The sequence below is a fragment of the Guyparkeria hydrothermalis genome (genome assembly GCF_023555375.1).
Lineage (GTDB): Bacteria > Pseudomonadota > Gammaproteobacteria > Halothiobacillales > Halothiobacillaceae > Guyparkeria > Guyparkeria hydrothermalis.
The window spans coordinates 294,101-316,472 of the sequence record NZ_JAJSEE010000001.1 but is presented as its reverse complement, the minus strand read 5'-3'; the positions used below and the strand labels follow the sequence as shown (position 1 = coordinate 316,472).

Annotated in this window: 13 protein-coding genes, 1 tRNA gene and 1 pseudogene; all 15 read left to right on the top strand. The window is 61.7% G+C overall.

Annotation, left to right across the window (positions count from 1 at the left end; all coding sequences use genetic code 11):
• Positions 1 to 254 precede the first annotated feature (254 nt).
• On the top strand, positions 255 to 509 hold the full coding sequence (locus LV475_RS01435) for a hypothetical protein (protein WP_136867839.1): 255 nt from the start codon (positions 255 to 257) through the stop codon (positions 507 to 509).
• 999 nt (positions 510 to 1,508) lie between these two features.
• Positions 1,509 to 1,958, top strand: a complete 450-nt coding sequence (locus LV475_RS01430) for a helix-turn-helix domain-containing protein (RefSeq protein ID WP_169303675.1) — start codon at positions 1,509 to 1,511, stop codon at positions 1,956 to 1,958.
• A gap of 944 nt (positions 1,959 to 2,902) precedes the next feature.
• Complete coding sequence (gene cas3 / locus LV475_RS01425) at positions 2,903 to 5,509, top strand: CRISPR-associated helicase Cas3' (RefSeq protein ID WP_250105600.1); 2,607 nt, start codon at positions 2,903 to 2,905, stop codon at positions 5,507 to 5,509.
• A 6-nt stretch (positions 5,510 to 5,515) separates the two neighbouring features.
• Positions 5,516 to 7,117 carry a type I-E CRISPR-associated protein Cse1/CasA gene (gene casA / locus LV475_RS01420; protein WP_250105599.1) on the top strand — a complete coding sequence of 534 codons (1,602 nt, stop codon included), beginning with the start codon at positions 5,516 to 5,518 and terminating at the stop codon, positions 7,115 to 7,117.
• On the top strand, positions 7,114 to 7,677 hold the full coding sequence (gene casB, locus LV475_RS01415; RefSeq protein WP_250105598.1) for a type I-E CRISPR-associated protein Cse2/CasB: 564 nt from the start codon (positions 7,114 to 7,116) through the stop codon (positions 7,675 to 7,677). Before casA ends, casB begins: the two co-directional genes overlap by 4 nt.
• Positions 7,674 to 8,330 carry a type I-E CRISPR-associated protein Cas6/Cse3/CasE gene (gene cas6e, locus LV475_RS01410; RefSeq protein ID WP_250105597.1) on the top strand — a complete coding sequence of 219 codons (657 nt, stop codon included), beginning with the start codon at positions 7,674 to 7,676 and terminating at the stop codon, positions 8,328 to 8,330. Before casB ends, cas6e begins: the two co-directional genes overlap by 4 nt.
• 36 nt (positions 8,331 to 8,366) lie before the next feature.
• Positions 8,367 to 9,458, top strand: coding sequence for a type I-E CRISPR-associated protein Cas7/Cse4/CasC (gene cas7e, locus LV475_RS01405; protein WP_250105596.1), 1,092 nt, complete (start codon positions 8,367 to 8,369; stop codon positions 9,456 to 9,458).
• 2 nt (positions 9,459 to 9,460) lie between these two features.
• A complete protein-coding gene (gene cas5e, locus LV475_RS01400) occupies positions 9,461 to 10,174 on the top strand; it encodes a type I-E CRISPR-associated protein Cas5/CasD (protein ID WP_250105595.1) in 714 nt (237 codons plus the stop codon).
• A 2,563-nt stretch (positions 10,175 to 12,737) separates the two neighbouring features.
• The gene (gene typA / locus LV475_RS01395) at positions 12,738 to 14,591 is read left to right on the top strand and encodes a translational GTPase TypA (RefSeq protein ID WP_156574410.1); all 1,854 of its coding nucleotides are present in this window, start codon (positions 12,738 to 12,740) and stop codon (positions 14,589 to 14,591) included.
• Between the two features lie 83 nt (positions 14,592 to 14,674).
• Positions 14,675 to 16,030 carry a signal recognition particle protein gene (gene ffh, locus LV475_RS01390; RefSeq protein ID WP_250105594.1) on the top strand — a complete coding sequence of 452 codons (1,356 nt, stop codon included), beginning with the start codon at positions 14,675 to 14,677 and terminating at the stop codon, positions 16,028 to 16,030.
• A gap of 107 nt (positions 16,031 to 16,137) precedes the next feature.
• A tRNA-Leu gene (locus tag LV475_RS01385) sits at positions 16,138 to 16,222 on the top strand.
• A gap of 78 nt (positions 16,223 to 16,300) precedes the next feature.
• Entirely contained in the window at positions 16,301 to 17,593 is a 1,293-nt protein-coding gene (gene tig, locus LV475_RS01380) for a trigger factor (RefSeq protein WP_136867813.1), read from the top strand.
• Between the two features lie 75 nt (positions 17,594 to 17,668).
• Positions 17,669 to 18,316: an ATP-dependent Clp endopeptidase proteolytic subunit ClpP gene (clpP, locus tag LV475_RS01375; protein ID WP_136867812.1), complete on the top strand. Its 648-nt coding sequence runs from the start codon at positions 17,669 to 17,671 to the stop codon at positions 18,314 to 18,316.
• Positions 18,317 to 18,436: 120 nt separating this feature from the next.
• Positions 18,437 to 19,765: an ATP-dependent Clp protease ATP-binding subunit ClpX gene (clpX, locus tag LV475_RS01370; protein WP_136867811.1), complete on the top strand. Its 1,329-nt coding sequence runs from the start codon at positions 18,437 to 18,439 to the stop codon at positions 19,763 to 19,765.
• Positions 19,766 to 19,990: 225 nt separating this feature from the next.
• Positions 19,991 to 22,339, top strand: a pseudogene (gene lon, locus LV475_RS01365) (endopeptidase La); the annotation flags it as partial.
• Positions 22,340 to 22,372: the final 33 nt, after the last annotated feature.

Here is a 22,372-nt window from a genome sequence, read left to right as displayed (position 1 = left end):
CGAAGGAAACGTTCGTCCCAAAGTGGAAAGTGAGAAAGGTATTTAAAGGATTGAAAGTGTGTGGCGCCGAGGCGGCGCGAGATAGTGGATGCTTAAAGATCAATCTTCCCGAATTTACTAGACACCTCAAAAGCTTCACATAGAGGTTGTGATGAGGCGCCATGAGCAATCAGCGGTATCCAGACGAATGCGAGGCCGAGGTAATCAATCAAGTGACCGAATGAGGCCGGCAGGTGAGGGGAGGAGCCGAGCACATGGGAAAGCAAAGAGCGTCCAAGCGTAAGCGACTCTCGCCGGAAGCTGTCCTCGCTGTCGGCGTGGTTGGATTCATGTTGTTCTACTTCGTTTTACCGTGGGCGGTCGGGCCGCTTGTGGTCACGATGAAGGAATCTGCTTTGATTCCAGATCGTCTTCCCGACCGGATTGTGCGCCGTCTCGATTGGGCAGCGTGGTTCGTGCTCGTTGCCTCGGCAATCGTGGCTGCTTGGAGGCTGTGGAAGGGGCGGTGACTTCGTGAACTACTACGCAGGTATCGGCTCCAGAGAGACGCCCCAAACGGTTCTCAAGACGATGCGGGCGTCGGCCCGCCGTCTGCGTGAGCTGGGCTTCGTGCTGCGTTCAGTTGCCGCCGGTGCCGACATGGCGTTTTCCGATTGGGCTGGGAGGCAGTGCCGATAGTCACCTGCCGTGGCCTAACTTTCGGGGGGCGGGGCGACTCGCCGTTTTCGTTTCCTCCGGGACGTAAGCGCGAATAGATGGATCCGAAGCCTCTCAAGTGCGTGGAAGGCCGCAAACGCCAGAAAGCGGCGGGCCCAGCGCGAATCGGCCCGAATCGTGGCTTTGGAGTACGGAGTGTCTAAATTTGGCCCTCTGAGCCAGTGAATAAATTCCTCAAGAAGAGCGTCTCGAGCCTCTTCGGTGCTGATCTGACCGGCCAAGGGTGCCGTTTCGGCTTGGTTCTTTTTGATAATGGTGATTATCAAAAATAAATCCATCTGCCTTGGTCTCCTGGTCTGTTTTTGGTTGCAGACATCGTCACTAGTGGCGCGGTGCGTTATCACAAAGAAAGATTTCGGCCCCGCGATTATTGACCCAATTCGTCTGCTTAAAGCGTTTTTCTCCCAGAAAGGGCCTTTTGATCCAAATTTCGTGTTAACCCTGTGTCGGCGGGCTCCCTCAGTTTGTGCCGAGTCTTTTCATGCTCTGGCCGTATGTTGATCTTGAGCCCTCTGGAGTTCTTCGTTGAACGCTGCTCGAGGAGGGGGCTTTACGCTATAGCCGGGTGATCCCTGCACAGATGTGGTTGGTTAAAATTATTACCAGGCTGATACAATGCAGTGCAAATCTATTGCAAAAACGGAAATCTGAACGCTATGGCGCAAGCTTCGAAGAAGACAGTGTCACGTCGGTCCGGGCTGAGTGGTCTCATCACCTCCGGGTCGATTAAACGTGTTTCTAGAGCGGCAGAGGGCCAGTCCAGCGCTTCCGCGAAGACGTCCAGGGGGCGTGTGAAGAGCCGACTTCGCTCTGATGAACAGTTGGAGCTGATTTCGATTCGGGAGCAGGTCGGTTTGTCGCAAACCCAGTTTGCGTTGGCACTTGGAGTAAACCGGTCCCGCATCGTCAACATGGAGAATGGTCGCATTCTGCGCATCCCCGATGATGTCCTGCAGATGGCTCGTGAGATGCTCAATGACGAAGCACGATTAAAGCGTGTTGAGCGCCTTCGCGAGGTGGTTATGGCTGATCTCCTAGATGAATGGCTGGAGCGTTTAGGTCTGAGGCCTGGCGGGTTCAAGCCTCATGACGAGGCATTGGCGGATCTGCTGCAGCTTCACGTGAACACGATTTATCGCTGGCGAAAAGGGATATCGCGACCGGATCTCGAGGTTCTTCTTCAGCTCGACAGGTTGGTTGAGGAACTCGCAATACGAATTGGGGCGTTCTTGGACCGTTAACGTGTATCGAAAAACTTGAGGTAACTAAGTCGTAACTTGTCTAGAAATGTCGGGGCGGGGAAAAGAGCCTTCGTCTTTGCTCGCTCGATATTAGTGTCGAGTCTCGGCAGGGCTCACCGTGGGGCAGGTTTGGCGATTGACCGTACCCAACACGCTGACTTCCAAATTGCACGCTTGGGAGCATCGCATTGAGATCGAACACAGGTGACGTAACCGATGCTGGTCAGCATTGGATAAGACGCAGTGAACTCATCGCTGGAGCGAGCCGACAAATCTCAAATTGCTTGTTTGGGAGTCTTGCGACTCTGCAGTTCCAGGGGGCTCTGTCCAGCCCGCAACCAGAGCTGCCAAGATGACATCGACCGCGGCTCTGGTAGCGAGAGGGCAAAACGACATCTAAGACATCAGGTAGCTTCAGTGGCTACTCCCGCCGACTTTCTAACTCCTCGTACTTGCGGTCTGCCCAGTTGCCGATCCATTTCATTACTTGGATCAAGAGCACCGCGAAGACCGTGCTTACAAGGATGGCTATGGATAGGTTGCTCATTCACCCTTCATTGCTGGTAACTCTGCAAGGTCAAAGATTGAGCTAAGCACACCTCTGCGTCAACTGAATATATCTCAAATATACAATCGGTTACGTCGTTATCTCAATCGTGTTCGGAGCGGGTCGGCGTCTCCCAACCGCGTTCTTTGTCATCGCAACACTGCCGAGTTCTCTCGTGTAGAGTCCAAACATCGGGATTTGAATCGGCACGAAAGTGTTTGGAAAGCTGGGGAGGGCGCGGTAGGAGACCCTCGGCCGCCTGAATAGCCCCTGTCGCTGTCACGAAAAACGCGGCAGAACCCGCATGGACAAGAACATCCCGCGCTACCTCCTAGTATGGAGTGAGTTGTGAACAGTTTGGGGTGGCTCACGATGGAGCCTGTTGCAGGACTAATTGATGCGCCGCAGAAGGAATACAAGGACAGATCCAGAGTTGCCTCTAGGGATTTTCGCTCACTGCCCCGCGAAGACTCGTACGGATCAACTGGGAAGGACATCCATCGGGCGCAATGTCTTGGAGCATTGTCTGACGGTCGGTGCGGTTGCCGCGCGGTTAGAGGTTGCGTTTCCGAAGGCGTTTCGAGAGTTGTTGTTCCCGGATGGATCTCCGTTGGTGGCGGGGGCTCATGACCTAGGAAAAGTCTCCCCTACATTCGTAGCCAAGATCTTGCGTGCGATTGACTCCGAGTGCGCCGTCGACCCCACCTTACTCAGGGCTGTCGCCGGTTTCGATCCTGACATTGAGAAAAATTGGGGTGGGCATGCGGGCGTTAGTCAGTGCGCAGCAACGAGCATGGGGGCCCCTCCACCGGTTCCGGAAATTCTGGGGCAGCACCACGGCTATTCCCCACAGGTCGAGGGCCGATCTGGAGATGACGAGTCGTTTGGTGGTTCGGCCTGGCAACGTGAGCGCGAAGCGCTGGTCGAGGCCCTCAAGAAGGCGATGGCCTCCGACTGGCCGGAGAACATCGATCCCGTTCAAGCCCGCGTCCTCGCGGGGCTGACGACAGTAGCGGACTGGATCGGTTCGGGTCGACACTTCGATGACCCGTCAGAACCATGGGAGGATCGGGTCGATCAGGCGGTTCATGATGCGGGTTATATACCTTTTTCTGTTCGGGCCGGACTGGGGTTCGAGGACATATTCCCCTTCAGTGCCAATGAGGCCCAGGCCCGGCTATCGGAGGCGGTTGAGGGGCCGGGCGTGTATTTGCTCGAGGCCCCGATGGGGATGGGTAAGACGGAAGCCGCTTTGTATGCGGCCTACGGCCAGTTGGCAGCTGGCAAGGCGACCGGTATCTATTTCGCGCTACCGACCCAACTGACTTCCAACCGGATTCATGCTCGGTTCCAGCGGTTTCTGGAAGGAATTTTGGAGCCGGGTGATCCGATGGCGCGTGCCATGCTTCTACACAGCGGTGCCTGGCTGGTGGAATCGGAAATGGGTGAAGAAGGACGCCCGGGTGGTTCCTGGTTCAGCCATGCGAAGCGCGGACTTTTGTTCCCGTTCGCGGTGGGTACGCTCGACCAGGCATTGATGGCCGTGATGAACGTCAAGCATGGCTTTGTTCGGGCCTTCGGACTGGCGGGCAAGGTGGTCGTTCTCGACGAGGTTCATACATACGACGCGTATACGGGCACCTTGCTTGATGAGTTGGTCGACTTTCTTTGCAAGGCCGGCTGCACGGTCATCATCCTCACGGCAACCTTGTCCCGGCCACGACGGAACCAGTTGCTGCATAGAGAGGCTCATCGGGACGATTATCCGTTGGTGACCAGTGCACCGGAAGCCGGTGACGTTGCCGAGATTCCGTTGGAAAGACCACGGAGTCGATCGGTGGAGCTTGCTTGGTGCCGGGAAACGGAACCAGTCATCGAGGAAGCGCTGCGACGGGCGTTCGATGGGCAGCACATCCTTTGGATCGAGAACTCGGTCTTCGAGGCCCAGGAGCGTTTCCGCGTGCTCTCGGCGCGCGCCCGGGATGCAGGCATCGAAATCGGGTTGTTGCATTCCCGCTTTACCGCGTCCGATCGCGAAAGCCTCGAGGATCGATGGGTTGGCCGTTTCGGGCGGGGTGGACGGGCAGGGTCATCTGGGGGTGGCTGCATCCTCGTCGGCACGCAGGTGCTGGAACAGTCCCTAGATATCGATGCCGATTACCTTGTTGCCCGATTTTGCCCCACCGACATGCTGTTCCAGCGTCTGGGTCGGCTTTGGCGCCACGAGGGAACGGCACGGCCCGCCGGTAGCCGGTGCGAGGCGGCCATTTTGGCCCCCGCCCTGGTCGACGCTGTTGAGAATCCGTCGAAGGCTTTTGGTTCCACGGAGGCTGTATACGACGCTTATGTCCTGTGCCGAAGTCTGGGGGTCTGGCAGGACCGCGGTGAGATCAAACTGCCAGAGGATATCCGGCCGATGATCGATGCCACCTATCGAGCCCGGGAAGAGACCGGACCGATGGCTCGATGGCTGCACGAATTGCACGAAGGGAACCGGCGAAAAACGGGCATATCGACCATGAGGCGACTCGCCCGCGGGGCTCTTTCACTCGGTGGCAAGACGCAATCCGAGGACAAGGCGGGCACGCGTTACAGCGACATGGAGTCCACCGAGGTTCTCCTCTTGAGCGATATCCGCTCGCGGCCCGACAACCGCGAGACGATCGTCACCTTGCTCGACGGTAGCCGCCATAAGATTCCATGGGACCGTCATGTCCTGCAAAGGCGCGAGTGGCGGGTTCTGAGTGTCCAGTTGGCTCGACAGAAAGTGAGAGTGGCCGAACATCAGGCTCCAAGGGCGTTGCCGGTGCGGCAACTGCGGCGTTACGGATTGGGAAACTGCTTCTATCTCGGGCAACCGGAGGACGAGGTTTCGTCATTTCGGGTTGGATTGGTGAACGATGCGCGGGAAGTGGTCGGGCTTGATGGTCACGCCGCCAACGATAAGTTCCGGACCTTCTATCGCCATGAACTGGGTTATCAGGCCGAACGCAGAAAGGACTGAAACAGCATGAGAAATGAATACAACCTGATCGACGAGCCTTGGATCCCGGTGGCCGACCACGGCAGGGTAGGTCTGGCAGACATCTTTTCCCGCACGGACATCCGTGCACTGGGCGGAAACCCGATCCAGAAGCTGGCCGTCATGAAGCTGCTCCTTGCCATTGCACAGGCCGCCTGCACGCCCGAAGACGAGGAAGAGTGGCGGAAGATGGGGCCTGAAGGTCTGGCATCGCGCTGTCTCTCTTACCTGGAAAGGTGGCGCCACCGCTTCTTTTTGTTCGGTGAAGTCCCCTTCCTGCAGATGCCAACGGTGGAGTCCTTGGTCGCCGCCCGGACGGACGCCCGATTGAAGAAGGCCAAGACGCGCGGGAAGAAGAAGCAAGAGATACAGAAAGGGGCACCGAAGCCATTCGGTGCCGGCTTCTATCCGGATCTTCCATCGGACAACAACTCGATGCTCTCCCACACCATGCTGGGAAAAGAACTGGATTCGGGTGAACAGGCCCTCTTCATGCTGACCCTGATGAACTTCGCCTTTGCTGGGAAGCGGGTTGAGGGGGGGATGAAATCCCTTGCCGGCACCGTGCTCAGTGACAAGCACAGCGCGCCTGCAGGCCCCAGTCTTGGGGGGTTCGTGGGTCAGCTGCATGGGCTCGTGGTAACCGGAGACCTGCGAAAGGATGTCTGGTTGAATGTGCTGACCAGGGAACAGATTGAAAAGGCGAACCGGTGGCCAGAGGGAGTGGGGTGTCCTGCCTGGGAAGCCATGCCCGCTCACGAGCAGGACGCTCGGGCCAAGGCCATCAGGGAAAGTTACCAGGGGTGTCTGGTTGGGGTCTCGCGGTTTGTCTACCTCAAGGATGGTGGGATTTATTACCTCGATGGCATTCAGTATCCCAAGGTCAGCGAGGGCTGGTTCGAGCCCACCCTGATGCTCGATCAGAGCGACAAGCTGCCGAAAGCGAAATACGTGAACCTGGAAAAACGCCCCTGGAGAGAGCTTCCTGCTTTTCTCTCGTTCTTGGAAAGTGGAAGTACAGCAGGCTTCGAGAATATGGCGTTTCGAGTCGGCGTCCAACGAATGAAGCAGCGGAAAGAGCGACTGTGCGTCTGGACAGGTGGAATCCGGGTAAGCAGCACATCGGGCGATCAGTCGGCCAAGCAGGACGACGACTTTCTTGAATCGACAGTCTGGATTGACGGCGATGACCTCGGCACGGTCTGGCTCAACCACCTCGATCTTGAAATGAAGGGAATGGATAAGCTCGCAAGCACCGTTTACGGCTCCTTGCGCAACTATTTTGCAGACCTTCATGCCACGCCTGAGTATGCCGGTGCACAAGCGGCGCTGGGCTCAAACCTCTTCTGGCAGTTCTGTGAGCGGGATTTCCAGACTCTCGTCGATAACTGCGAGCGAGGGGAGCGGGAGTCGCAGGCCCGAGAGGCATTGAGACACCGCTTTGTGCAGCACGCGCACAAAGTGTTCGACCTGTACGCACCAAGGGAAACAGCTCGGCAATTGGAGGCCTGGGCAAACCGACGTCCGAATCCGCCTGCCGGTTATCTCGAGACCGCCGAACGACAACAACCCACGACCCAAGGGGCATGATGATGGAGAATCAAACCACCGAGGAGGCGACCCGGAGCAAAACGAGTGGCCACGAATCCAGTCGAGGGCACCGCTTCGTCGCTTACCTGCTCGAGAGGGCCCGCAACGACAAGGGTCTCTCGGCACGGTTCCGGCGGGCGGACAACCCCGCTACGGAGTACCAAGTCTGGGAAGTGCTAGCGGATTTTGGCATCGATCTGGAGTGCCGGGATCAGCGACTGCCTTTCGTGACTGTCGGCGCAGCGATGATGCGGGCTCACGCGGAGAAGAATGGTGCGCTTTCGATAGGAGCCGGCCTTGCTCATAGCTATCCGGATGGCAAGGAGAGCGCGCCGGCTCGCGCCCGGCTACGTCGTCTGCTTGCCTGTGATTCCACGGAAGAAGCCTGCGAGGTGTTGCGCCCGATCCTCACGCTGGTGCAGTCACGTCTGGGCGCGAGGCTCGACTATGCCCGCCTGCTCAATGAATTGAGCTGGTTTCATCGCTATGGCGAGCGGACCCGGGCCCGGTGGGCGCAGGATTTTTTTCGGGGTCATTTCAAGGAAGAGGAGGGGGCATGACAGACGCGCTATACGCCAGTGTCCTGCGGCTCGATCGGCGAGCCATCCGAAAACTTGCCATCACCGATCCCTATTCGTTGCATCGAGTCGTCTACAGCTTGTTCGACGATACAAGAACCGAAGCGGAGAAGCGCGGACATGATCCCAGCGGGATCGTATTCGCCGACAAGGGCGGAAATCGCCTGGGAAGAACCATTCTTACCCTTTCCGACCGGGCCGCGGCCCAAGGTGTGATTTGGGACGGGGAAGCCTTCGGTGAAGTCGAATCGCGGCCCATTCCCGAGGACTTTCTGCGCCATCCCCGGTATCGATTCGAAGTGGTCGTCAACCCGACCGTCACGAGCGCCGGCAAGCGCGTACCCATCAAGGGGCGGGATGCCATCGAGAAGTGGTTCGTCGAGCGCAGCGCAGAGAACTGGGGGTTCTCGGCCCCTGCGCAATCACTTCAGGTCGGGCAGGTGAATGTCCAGCAATTCAAAGGAAAACATGGAAACCACATCACGCTGTCTCAGGCCCACCTGACCGGTCTGCTCGAAGTAACGGATGAGGCGCGGTTCCGTGAGAGCTTTGCCCGCGGCATCGGACGAGGGCGAGCCTTTGGCTGCGGCCTCCTGCAGATCAGACCGGTGATCGACAACCCGTTCGGCTCCTGAAGGGGCGGCTACCAGCAATCGAGAAAGGAAGAAGTCATGGAAAACAATTCCCTCAAGAACACTCGCATCGAGTTTCATATTCTCCAGTCGTTTCCGGTGACCTGCCTGAACCGGGATGACGTGGGCGCACCGAAAACCGCCAACATTGGCGGAGTGACCCGGGCCCGGGTTAGTTCTCAGTGCTGGAAACGCCAGGTGCGACTGGCGCTGCGAGACCTGGGTGCAAAGGCCGGGACACGCACCAAGAAAGTCAAAGAGCTTCTGGTGCCAGCCTGCAAGGCACAGGGTGCGGATCATCAGGCGGCCGAGGCTTTTGCGGATCGTCTTGCGGAAATCCTGACCAAGGACACTCTGCTGTTCATCGGTGACAACGAGGTCGAGGCGTTGGCCCGATACGGCAACTCTATCGACTTCGATACCTCTGGCGTAAAGGAAAAGACACTCTGGAAAGAGGCGAAGAAGGTTCTTGACCAGGATCGGAGCCTGAAGCACCTCAACGCCCTGGACATCGCACTCTTTGGCCGCATGGTCGCCAAGCTGCCCGACATGAACGTGGAAGCAGCGTCCTCTTTTGCCCACGCCATCTCTACCCACAAGGTGGCCAACGAAGTGGAGTTTTTCACCGCTCTCGATGATTACGCCGACCCCGATGAAGAGGCCGAGCACGAGAGCGGCTCGGCCCACATGGGAAGCCTCGAGTTCAATTCAGCAACGTATTACCGCTACGTGAGCCTCGATCTCGGGCAACTGGCAGAGCAGATTCCGGCCGATAACCTTGCCGATGCGGTGGAGTCATTCGTCAAGGCGCTGTTCATTGCCGTCCCCGGTGCCCGACAGACGACCATGTCCGGGGCCAGTCCTTGGGATTACGCACGGGTTCTGGTCCGCAAGGGGCAACGGCTCCAAGTGCCGTTCGACCGCCCCGTGCAAGCGCAAGGCCAGGGCTATCTGGAGCCGAGCCTTCGGGAGCTGGACGGTTTCATCGACAGCCGGGAAAAGATGCTCGGCTCCCTTTACGGGAAGCTGGGTGACTATCGCTGGGGTGACCGGGAGGATTTCAGCATTGATGACCTTGTCGGTGCACTGAAGGGCCATGTGGAGGATGCCGCTCCCGTGGAGGAGGCCTGAGGATGGGCGATCGAAACATGCTCTTGTGGCTGGAGGCCCCCCTGCAGTCTTGGGGGCATGATTCCCGCTTCGGTCGTCGGGACACCCTCGATTTCCCGACCCGATCCGGTGTGACCGGTTTGATCTGCTGTGCACTGGGGGCGGCGGGAGAGCAGCACGAACTGCTCTCCCGCCTCGCATCGAGTGATATACGGGTGGAAGCCTACCCCCGCGCGGATGAACAGGGTCGGCCTGTGCCACGGCCTCCGCTGATGCGCGACTTCCACATGGTCGGCAGCGGGTATGACGGCCACGATCCATGGGAAAGTCTTCTGATCCCCAAGAAAGCGGATGGCACGGCCTCCAGCACAGCAATCAAGATGACCTACCGGTATGCCATTCAGGACATGGCATTCGCTGTCGTGCTGGGCTTGCCCGACGACCTAGCCGAGACGATCGCCAAAGCACTCGTCGAGCCTCGATGGGATGTCTTCCTCGGCAGGAAGAGTTTCGTGCCGACGGAAATGATCTTCCAGGGCATCCACGCGACTCATGACGAGGCCCTTTCCGCAGCCCGTGAACTGGCAAGCGCCAAGGGCAGGGCTCCTGCTTTCCGGGTGTTGGAAGGAGAGCATGAGGGAGACGAGGTGATGACCCTCAATGACGTGCCTGTCCAGTTCGGTGAAGACAAGCGTTATCGAGACCGCCGAGTGACAGTTCAGTGGATGATGGAGTAGCCGGCGGGGGCTCCCAACTGACTGGTCGTCAAGGTGCCCCGGGAGTCGCTGTCCCAGACAAGAGGTCCGTACGATCTGCTCGTCGTCGACACCCCGTAATCCCAAAAACCCCAACATATTGAGTTGTGGAGTTTGGCTCTTTAACAAATATATTTCTGGCCTCCCCTCGTAAGCGGGGGTGTTTCTAGGTGGCAGGTATTCGGCCCCCAAGCCACGAGCATCTCCCCGCGCGAGCGGGGGTGTTTCCATCCATTGCGGCACGATCGCCCACGACCGCGATTCCTCTCCGTGCGAGCGGGGGTGTTTCCTACAACGTCCGTGACGGGTGCATCGTCATGCAGTCCTCCTCGCGCCAGCGGGGGTGTTTCCATCACGAAGACCTACATGGAAGACGTGACCGAGTCCTCCCCGCCTGAGCGGGGGTGTTTCCCAGGCCGAGACCAACTTCCAGATCGTGTTTACGCCCTCCCCGCGTGAACGGGGGTGTTTCCCTGATGGACCAGTGGACCCGCTTCCAGCATATGTCCTCCCCGCGCGAGCGGGGGTGTTTCCGGCGTACCGATCCACTCACGAGCCTCGGTGATGTCCTCCCCGCGAGAGCGGGGGTGTTTCCGACACTAAGATCGGCAAGGATTACTTCATGATGTTCTCCCCGCGCTAGTGGGGGTGTTTCCCACGCGCAGATCATGGCGCTGGTCGAGGGGCTGTCCTCCCCGCGAGAGCGGGGGTGTTTCCTACGGCATCACCCTGGCCACTCTGCGCGCAAGGCCTTCCCCGCGCGAGCGGGGGTGTTTCCGACACCCGCATCCACGGCCCGGTCTGGCGCACGTCCTCCCCGCGAGAGCGGGGGTGTTTCCATCTCCGGGCTGATCTCCCCGCCGCTGAATGCGTCCTCCCCGCGAGAGCGGGGGTGTTTCTTGCTGGGCCTCCTCGTAGATGACAATGGACCCGGCTTCCTCGCTCGAGCGGGGGTGTTTCCAAGTACCGGACCCGGCTGATCGACCTGTGGCAGCCTTCCCCGCGCGAGCGGGGTGCTTCTCTTAAGGATTCGCCGTGAGGTAAAAAAGGTGTCGACTTCCCCGCCACGAGCAGGGGTGTTTCCAAGATCGACGGCGTGGTGGCGTTGATTATTGCAACCTCCCCGCGCGAGCGGGGGTGTTTCCCTGTCCAAGCTGCTGACCAGCGACCGCGACGAGTCCTCCCCGCGCGAGCGGGGGTGTTTCCCAGATTCAGCTTGATTCGACCGGCGACACCGCGTCCTCCCCGTGCGAACGGAGGTGTTTCTTGGAATCAGGCTGCTACTGTGGCCGCAGGCGTGATCTCCCCGTGCAAACTGGGGTGTTTCCGGCCACGAAGCGCAGTACTTGGCGTCCGTGAAGACCTCCCCGCGCGAGCGGGGGTGTTTCTGCCGTCCAGGGTCACTTGCACGGGATTGGGCAATCCTCCCCGCGCGAGCGGGGGTGTTTCCGCCAAGAGCCGCAAGCTCAAGGAACTACAGCGGTCCTCCCCGCGCGAGCGGGGGTGTTTCTGCCGTCAACGCCATGGAGCTTGGCCTGCTGAAGTCCTCCCCGCGCGAGCGGGGGTGTTTCCGCTCGCGGGCATTGGGCCAAGAAGGCCACGGCGGTCCTCCCCACGCGAGCGGGGGTGTTTCCTACGAGGATGCCGCCAGCTATTGCGCGCTGATGTCCTCCCCGCGAGAGCGGGGGTGTTTCCCAGATTCAGCTTGATTCGACCGGCGACACCGCGTCCTCCCCGTGCGAACGGAGGTGTTTCTTGGAATCAGGCTGCTACTGTGGCCGCAGGCGTGATCTCCCCGTGCAAACTGGGGTGTTTCCGGCCACGAAGCGCAGTACTTGGCGTCCGTGAAGACCTCCCCGCGCGAGCGGGGGTGTTTCTGCTATCGCCAAGCAGCGCAAGGACACCGCCGAGTCCTCCCCGCGCGAGCGGGGGTGTTTCCGGCACGCGATGACGCAACGGGTTCCCGTCGTCGTCCTCCCCGCGCGAGCGGGGGTGTTTCTTCCTCGGTCTTCCAGCCCAGCGTCGGCAGGGTGTCCTCCCCGCGTCAGCGGGGGTGTTTCCACCGTCGGCGCCAAGGGCATCGAGATCGAGCCGTCCTCCCCGCGCGAGCGGGGGTGTTTCTGGCTGTTTCCGGTGGTTGATCGGTTTCCGAATCGTCCTCCCCGCGCGAGCGGGGTGTCTTCTTTGGAACGATAGGCTCTTTTCAAGCACCTGTTGGCCTTCCCGGTGCGGGCCCCGTGGCAGGCCTTCGGAACGGAAAAGCCCCTCGGTTGAGGCCTGACTTGGATTGCTGGAGTCAGGCGTCGGCCGAGGGGCGTGATCGACATTTAGCCTAGCAGGTTGTTACTTGTTTCGCGGCCTCTGATCCTCGTGAGAATCCGGCGGCGGATTCATGCTTAGACGATTCGTCATTAAGTTCTAATCAATCTCTGTACAATGCCCCTCTTTCAAACCGGTCATGGCGTGACACAAACGCGCGCTACCCGGCGATCGCTCGTGAAAACTTTTGTGTACATATTGGTGTACATAACAACCCGGAATTCGAATGTCAGACCAGAACAAATCTAGCGATGTCAAGAACCTGCGGAACATCGCAATTATCGCCCACGTTGACCACGGCAAGACCACGCTGGTCGACCGCCTCCTGCAGCAATCCGGCACTCTCGATGCCCGCACCGACCACGGTGAACGGGTCATGGACTCAAACCAGATCGAGAAGGAGCGGGGCATCACGATCCTGGCCAAGAACACGGCGATCAAATGGCAGTCTCCCGAGGGTGAAGACTGGCGTATCAACATCGTCGACACCCCGGGACACGCCGACTTCGGCGGCGAGGTCGAGCGGGTCATGTCGATGGTCGACTCGGTGCTGCTGCTGGTCGATGCCGTCGACGGCCCGATGCCGCAGACGCGCTTCGTCACCCAGAAGGCCTTCGAACACGGCTTGAAGCCCATCGTGGTGATCAACAAGATCGACCGCCCGGGCGCGCGCCCGGACTGGGTCATCAACGAGGTGTTCGACCTGTTCGACCGCCTGGGCGCGACCGACGACCAGCTCGACTTCCCGATCGTCTACGCCTCGGCACTGAACGGCTACGCCAGCCTCGACGAGAACGTGCGCGAGGGCGACATGACCCCGCTGTTCGAGACGATCACCAAGCGTGTGCCGGCGCCGGACGTCGATCCCGACGGTCCGTTCCAGATGCAGGTCTCCAGCCTCGACTACAACTCCTACGTCGGCGTGATCGGCGTCGGCCGGATCAAGCGGGGCCGGGTCAAGACCAATACCCAGGTCAAGATCGTCGGCCGCGAGGGTGAGGTGCGTAACGGTCGCATCCTGCAGATCATGGGCTTCCACGGCCTCGATCGCGTCGAGGTCGACTCGGCCCAGGCCGGCGACATCATCGCCTTCTCCGGTGTCGACCCGCTCTATATCTCCGACACGCTCTGCGACCCGGAAAACGTCGAGGCATTGCCGGCGCTGACCGTCGACGAGCCGACCGTGTCCATGACCTTCCAGGTCAACACCTCGCCGTTCGCCGGCCGCGAGGGCAAGTACCTCACCAGTCGCCAGATCCGCGAGCGACTCGAGCGCGAGCTGGTCCACAACGTGGCGCTGCGCGTCGAGCAGGGCGACGACCCGGACAAGTTCCGCGTCTCTGGTCGTGGCGAGCTGCACCTGTCGGTGCTGATCGAGAACATGCGTCGCGAGGGCTACGAGCTGGGCGTTTCGCGCCCCGAGGTCATCGTCCGCGAGGTCGACGGCGAGAAGCAGGAACCCTACGAGCAGCTGGTCGTCGACATCGAGGAGCAGCACCAGGGTGGCGTGATGGAAAAGCTCGGCCTGCGCCGGGGCGAGATGCGCAACATGGAGCCGGACGGCCAGGGCCGCGTGCGCCTGGAGTTCATCATCCCGTCGCGCGGCCTGATCGGCTTCCGTACCGAGTTTCTGACCGCGACCCAGGGCAGCGGCCTGTTGTTCTCGGTCTTCGATCACTACGGTCCGTACCAGCCGGGCATGGTCGGTCAGCGCAACAACGGCGTGCTGATCGCCTCCGACACCGGCAAGGCGCTGGCCTATGCGCTGTACAACCTGCAGGATCGCGGTCGCCTGATGATCGGTCACAGTGACGAGGTCTACGAAGGCCAGGTTGTGGGCATCCACGCCCGCGACAACGACCTGACCGTCAACGTTCTCAAGGGCAAGAAGCTGACCAACGTCCGTGCTGCCGGCACCGACGAGGCACTCACCCTGACCCCGCCGATCCGCTACACCCTTGAGCAGGCGCTCGAGTTCATCGACGATGATGAACTGGTCGAGGTGACCCCCGAGTCGATCCGGATCCGCAAGAAGTACCTGACCGAGAACGAGCGCAAGCGCGCCAGCCGGGGTTCCTGATCGCGGCGCGGTCCGGTTCGGGCGGTCAGGCTCGACAGAGCCCCGCCTGGGACCGGGGGCATCCGCAGTGAGAGAGGCAAGCGATGTTTGACAACCTTTCCCAGCGACTCGGTGGATTGCTCGATGGCCTGAAGGGCCAGGGGCGCCTGACCGAGGACAACATCAAGGATGCCCTGCGCGAGGTGCGCATGGCACTGCTGGAGGCCGACGTGGCCCTGCCGGTGGTGCGCGAGTTCATCAAGGACGTGCGCGAGCGCGCCGTCGGCGCCGAGGTGGCCAAGAGCCTCCAGCCCGGTCAGGTGTTCGTCAAGATCGTCAATGACGAGCTGACGCGCCTGATGGGCTCGGAGAACGCCGAGCTCGATCTTGCCGCGCGTCCGCCGGCCGTGATCCTGATGGCCGGCCTGCAGGGCGCGGGCAAGACCACCACCGCGGGCAAGCTCGGCCGCTGGCTCAAGAACAACCAGAAGAAAAAGGTGCTGGTGGTCTCCGCGGACGTGTATCGCCCGGCGGCGATCGACCAGCTCGAGACGGTGGCCAAGCAGGTCGGCGTCGACTTCTTCCCGTCGACCAGCGATCAGGACCCGGTCGAGATCGCCAAGGCCGCCCGCAAGGAGGCCGAGCTCAAGTTCTACGATGTGCTGATCGTCGACACCGCCGGTCGCCTGCACGTCGACGAGGAGATGATGGGCGAGGTCGCCCGCATCCACGGCGCGGTCGACCCGGTCGAGACGCTGTTCGTCGTCGACGCGATGACCGGCCAGGACGCGGCCAATACGGCGCAGGCCTTCCACGAGCAGCTGCCGCTGACCGGGGTGATCCTGACCAAGGCCGACGGTGATGCCCGGGGCGGCGCGGCGCTGTCGGTGCGTCAGGTCACCGGCAAGCCGATCAAGTTCCTCGGCGTGGGCGAGAAGCTCGACGCGCTCGAGCCGTTCCACCCGGATCGGATCGCCTCGCGCATCCTCGGCATGGGCGACGTGGTCTCGCTGGTGGAACAGGCGCAGGAGACGGTCGACGCCGACAAGGCCAAGGCGCTGGCCGACAAGGTGCGTTCGGGCAAGGGCTTCACCCTCGAGGACATGCGCGACCAGTTCAGCCAGATGCTCAAGATGGGCGGCATGGGTGGCCTGATGGACAAGCTGCCCGGCATGGGCAAGCTCGGTGCCGATGCGCAAAAGCACATCGACGACAAGGACATCGTGCGCATGATCGCGATCATCGACTCGATGACCCCGGGCGAGCGCCAGCGGCCCGACATCATCAAGGGGTCGCGCAAGCGCCGGATCGCGAACGGCTCGGGCATGCAGGTCCAAGACGTCAATCGCCTGCTCAAGCAGTACCGCGACATGCGCGACATGATGAAGAAGCTGTCCGGCGGCGGCATGAAGAAGATGATGCGCGCCATGAAGGGGCGCATGCCCGGCCTGCCGTTCTGACGACAGGCGGCCCCACGGGTAGCGCGCTTTGGGCGCGCGTGCCGCTCCGGTATACTGCCCGGCTTTGAACGTCTGGGAAGCGGTCGTCGCGACCGGTTCCCCAGCCGGCGAGAGTGGCGGAATTGGTAGACGCACTGGTTTTAGGTACCAGCGCCTGACGGCGTGAGAGTTCGAGTCTCTCCTCTCGCACCAGATCCCGATAGGCGTCCCGCCACGCGTTGGCGGGGCGAACAACATTCAGACATTTGTTTTTTTCGAGGTATCGCATCCATGCAGGTTGAATTGCAGCCGGCCGAAGGCCTGACCCGTCGCCTGGCGATCGAGGTTCCCGCCAACGAGATCGACGAGCAGGTCGAGAAGCGTCTCAAGGACATGCGCGGTCGCGTCCGCATCGACGGGTTCCGTCCGGGCAAGGCCCCGCTGTCGGTGATCCGCATGCAGTACGCCGGCCGGGTGCGTGACGACGTGATCGGCGACGTCATGGGCCAGAGCTTCCAGAAGGCCGTCGAGGAAAACGACCTGCGCGTTGCCGGCCAGCCGAGCATCGAGTCGATCGAGAACAACAAGGCCGGCGAGGCCCTGAAGTTCACCGCCGCCGTCGAGGTCTACCCGGAGATCGAGCTGGGCGACCTGTCCAAGCTCAAGATCGAGACCGTGACCAGCGAGGTGTCCGACGAGGACGTCGACGAGATGATCGACACCCTGCGCAAGCAGAACGCGGACTGGAAGAAGGTGCGTCACAAGGCGCGCAAGGGCGAGAAGGTCACCATCAACTTCGTCGGCAAGATCGACGGCGAGGCCTTCGAGGGTGGCTCGGCCGAAGGCGTCGAGGTGATCCTGGGCGAAGGGCAGATGCTGCCGGACTTCGAGAAGGGCCTGAAGGGCATCAAGCCGGGCGAGCCGGTCACGATCGAGGTGAACTTCCCGGAGGAATACCAGGCCGAGCACCTGGCCGGCAAGACCGCCGAATTCGAGATCGAGGCCACCCAGGTCGAAGAGCAGGTGCTGCCCGAGGTCGATGACGAGTTCGCCAAGAAGTTCGGCGCCGATTCGGCCGACAAGCTGCGCGAGGACGTGCGCGAGAACATGGAGCGCGAGCTCAAGCAGACCATGCGTCGTCGCAACAAGGATCGCACCATCGAGGCCCTGACCGACTCGCTCGAGTTCGATGTGCCCTCGACGCTGATCGACGACGAGGCCGTCTCGATGCGCGACCAGTTCGTCCGCAACCAGATGCCGCAGGCGGATGCCTCCAAGCTCGATCCGTCGCTGTTCAAGGAGCAGGCCGAGAAGCGCGTGCGCATGGGTCTGGTGATCATGGAAGTGGTCAAGGAAGCCGACCTCAAGCCGGAAGACGAGCGCGTCGATGCCTTCATCAACGAGATCGCTCAGGCCTACGACGAGCCAGAGCAGGTGGTCGCTCACTACAAGGGCGATCACCAGATGATGAGCAACGCCCGCACCGTGGTCCTTGAAGAACAGGCCGTCGAGCATATCCTTGGCAAGGCCAAGGTCAGCGAGAAGAAGGTTCCCTTCAAGGAACTGATGAACCCGCAGGGCTGAAATCCCGGGTAGTCGATAGCTGACTGGAATCTGGCCGCCCTCGAGGCGGCCGAACCGTTTATACCGAGGTGATGAATGAAAGAGGCGTTTGAAAGCCACCATGGCGGCCAACCGGAAATGAATGCCCTGGTACCGATGGTTGTCGAGCAGAGCTCCCGGGGCGAGCGCGCCTACGACATCTACTCGCGCCTGCTCAAGGAGCGGGTGATCTTCGTGGTCGGTCCGATCGAGGACCAGATGGCCAACCTGATCGTTGCCCAGCTGCTGTTCCTCGAGTCCGAGAACCCGGACAAGGACATCCACCTCTACATCAACTCGCCGGGTGGCGTGGTCACCGCCGGCATGGCGATCTACGACACCATGCAGTTCATCAAGCCCGACGTCTCGACGCTCTGCATCGGCCAGGCGGCCAGCATGGGCTCGTTCCTGCTCGCCGGCGGGGCCGAGGGCAAGCGCTACGCGCTGCCGAACTCGCGCATCATGATCCACCAGCCGCTGGGCGGCTTCCAGGGCCAGGCCTCGGACATCAAGATCCACGCCGAGGAGATCATCAAGCTGCGCGAGCGTCTCAACAGCATCCTGTCGCATCACACCGGCAAGAGCCTCGAGCAGCTCGAGCGCGACACCGATCGCGACAACTTCATGACGGCCGATCAGGCTTGCGACTACAATCTGGTCGACAAGGTACTCACCAGCCGACAGAAGGCCGGCAAGGCGGACTGATCCCCCGGCGGATCGCTCCAGGCCCATCGCGCCCGGAAAACGGTCGCGACCCATTCAGCCGACCGGCCGAGCCGGGTACCGCTCGGCCGCACCGACCCACGAGGTTCGACGAGAACAGCCATGGCTGAGAAGACGAAAGACACGCAGGATCTGATCTGCTCGTTCTGCGGCAAGAGCCAGGACGAGGTCAAGAAACTGATCGCCGGTCCGAACATCTACATCTGCGACGAATGCGTCGAACTGTGCAACGACATTCTGCGTGAAGAGGTGGAGGCCGAGGGCGAGAACGGCCCCGAGCGTCTGCCGACCCCGCACGAGCTGGTCGCCGCACTCGACGAGTACGTCATCGGCCAGATGACCGCCAAGCGCGCGCTGGCCGTGGCCGTCTACAACCACTACAAGCGTCTCAACCTGTTCGGCGAGCGCCACCGTGATGCCGAGGAAGACGACGTCGAGCTGTCGAAGTCGAACATCCTGCTGATCGGCCCGACCGGTTCGGGCAAGACGCTCCTGGCCCAGACCCTGGCGCGCGTGCTGGACGTGCCGTTCACCATCGCCGATGCGACCACGCTCACCGAGGCGGGCTATGTCGGCGAGGACGTCGAGAACATCCTGCAGAAGCTCCTGCAGCGCTGCGACTACGACGTCGAGAAGGCCCAGCACGGCATCATCTACATCGACGAGATCGACAAGATCACGCGCAAGTCCGAGAACCCGTCGATCACCCGCGACGTCTCGGGCGAGGGCGTGCAGCAGGCGCTCCTGAAGATGATCGAGGGCACCACAGCCTCGGTGCCGCCGCAGGGCGGGCGCAAGCACCCGCAGCAGGAATTCGTCCAGATCGATACCAGCAACATGCTGTTCATCGTCGGCGGCGCGTTCGCGGGGCTCGAGAACATCATTCGCCAGCGGGTCGAGAAGGGCGGCATCGGCTTCTCCGCCGAGGTGAAGTCCGAGCTCGACCAGAAGGCCACCGACGAATTGATGGCGCAGATCGAGTCGGAAGACCTGACCCGCTTCGGCCTGATCCCCGAGTTCATCGGCCGCCTGCCGGTCATCGCCACGCTCACGGAGCTCGACGAGGACGCGCTGATCCGCATCCTGACCGAGCCGAAGAACGCGCTGACCAAGCAGTACGAGCGCCTGTTCGAGATGGAGGACGTCGAGCTCGAATTCCGCGAGGACGCCCTGCGCGAGATCGCCAAGAAGGCCATCCGTCGCCGCACCGGCGCGCGTGGTCTGCGCACGATCATGGAGCACATCCTGCTCGACACCATGTACGAGGTGCCGTCGCTCTCGAACGTCGAGAAGGTGGTGGTCGACGGGGCGGTGGTTCGCGCCGAGTCGGAGCCCTACATCGTCTACGGCAAGGGCCGCGGCGAGTCGGCAGAAGAGACGAAGGGCGACGAGACGGCCGCCGAGCACGACAAGGCTTCGTCGGATCGTTGATCCGCTCGCCTTTGCTTGTCCCGACCCCTGCACCCCGGCCTGTCCGGGGTGTTTTCATGTGGGGCACGGCAAGCGTTTTGCGCGCCCGGTTTCTGACAGAACCCGCTTGAAAAGCTATTCTCCGGTCATACGTCAGGGGAAACCCACTGACTTGCGATCCGCGCCCACTCGCGCGCCCGACCACCCGAATACACCGCCATCACGGCGCTACAGGTATACCCCTATATGAGTCACAGCGAAGAAACATCCGCCGTCATCACGGGCTCGCCGCGTCAGGTCGACGTGCTGCCCCTGCGCGATGTCGTCGTCTACCCGCACATGGTGATCCCGCTGTTCGTCGGCCGGCCGAAATCGGTCGCCGCCCTCGACGAGGCGGTCAAGGGCAGCAAGCAGTTGCTGTTGGTCGCGCAGAGGGACGCCGAGAACGACGATCCGGGTGTGGGTGACCTCCACCAGGTCGGCACGCTCGCCTCGATCCTGCAACTGCACAAGCTGCCCGACGGCACCATCAAGGTGCTTGTCGAGGGCATCGAACGGGTCGAGCTCGATCGCGTCCACGAGCTCGACGGTCACCTGACCGCCGAGGTCCACTCGATCGAGTCGACCTCCGAGACCGACGAGCGCGAGGTCGAGCTCGAGGCGCGCGCGCTGCTCAACCAGTTCGAGAGCTACGTCAAGCTCAACAAGAAGACCCCGCCGGAGGTGCTGACCTCGCTGTCCGGCATCGACGACGTCTCGCGCCTGGCCGACACCATCGCCGCGCACATGGCCCTCGGGCTGGAGGAGAAGCAGGCGATCCTCGAGACGATCGACCTGCACCAGCGCATCGAGCGGCTGATGATGCTGATCGAGTCCGAGATCGACACGCTGCAGGTCGAGCGCCGCATCCGCGGGCGCGTCAAGCAGCAGATGGAGAAGAGCCAGCGCGAGTACTACCTCAACGAGCAGATGAAGGCCATCCAGAAGGAGCTCGGCGAACTCGAGGACGGCGGCAACGAGCTGGACGATCTCGAGAACAAGATCGAGAAGGCCGGCATGACCAAGGAGGCCCGCGACAAGGCGCGCTCCGAGCTCAACAAGCTCAAGATGATGTCGCCGATGTCCGCCGAGGCCTCGGTGGTGCGCAGCTACCTCGACTGGATGATCGCAGTGCCGTGGAAGAAGCGCACCCGCATCAAGCACGATCTCGAGGCGGCCGAGGCGGTGCTCGAGGCCGATCACTTCGGCCTGGAAAAGGTCAAGGAGCGGATCATCGAGTACCTCGCGGTCCAGACCCGCGTGCGCAAGATGGCCGGTCCGATCCTGTGCCTCGTCGGCCCGCCGGGCGTGGGCAAGACCTCGCTGGGCCAGTCGATCGCCAAGGCGACCAACCGCAAGTTCGGCCGGATCGCCCTGGGCGGGGTGCGCGACGATGCCGAGATCCGCGGTCACCGTCGGACCTACGTCGGCGCGCTGCCGGGCCGGATCGTGCAGGCGCTGTCCAAGGTCGGCACCAAGAACCCGCTGATCCTGCTCGACGAAATCGACAAGATGGCCTCCGACTTCCGTGGCGATCCGGCCGCGGCCATGCTCGAGGTGCTCGATCCCGAGCAGAACAAGGCCTTTGCCGATCACTACATGGACGTCGACATCGATCTGTCCGAGGTGATGTTCGTCTGCACGGCCAACAGCTACAACATCCCCGGGCCGTTGCTCGACCGGATGGAGACCATCCGCATCGCCGGGTACACCGAGGACGAGAAGACCGAGATCGCCAAGCGCTACCTGCTGCCCAAGCAGATCAAGGCCAACGGCCTGAAGGAGGGCGAGCTCAAGGTCAGCGACAACGCCGTCCGCGACATCATTCGCCACTACACCCGCGAGGCGGGCGTGCGCAATCTCGAGCGCGAACTGGCGAAGATCTGCCGCAAGGTGGTCCGCGAGCTGATCACCGCCAAGGACAAGTCGGGCGTCTCGGTCACGCCGAAGAACCTCGACAAGTACCTTGGCGTGCAGCGCTTCGATTACGGTCGCGCCGAGGAAACCGACCAGGTGGGGCAGGTCACCGGGTTGGCCTGGACCGAGGTCGGCGGTGATCTCCTGACGATCGAGGCGACCACGGTGCCCGGCAAGGGCAACCTCAAGTACACCGGCAAGCTCGGTGAAGTGATGCAGGAGTCCATCCAGGCCGCACTGACCGTCGTGCGCGCCCGTGCCGACACCCTGGGCATCGACACGGACTTCAACCAGAAGTGCGACATCCACGTCCACGTCCCGGAAGGGGCCACGCCGAAGGACGGCCCGTCGGCGGGCAGCGCGATGTGCACGGCGATCGTCTCGGCGCTGACCGGCATCCCGGTCAAGGCCTCGGTGGGCATGACCGGCGAGATCACCCTGCGCGGCGAGGTGCTGCCCATCGGCGGCCTCAAGGAAAAGCTCCTTGCCGCCCAGCGCGGCGGGATCGAGACCGTCCTGATCCCCGAGCAGAACCGCAAGGACCTCGCCGAGATCCCGGACCAGATCAAGAAGAAGCTGGATATCCGTCCGGTGCGCTGGATCGACCAGGTGCTCGAGGCGGCCCTCGTGCGCATGCCAATGCCCAACGAGACCACGCCCTCCGGTGACGTG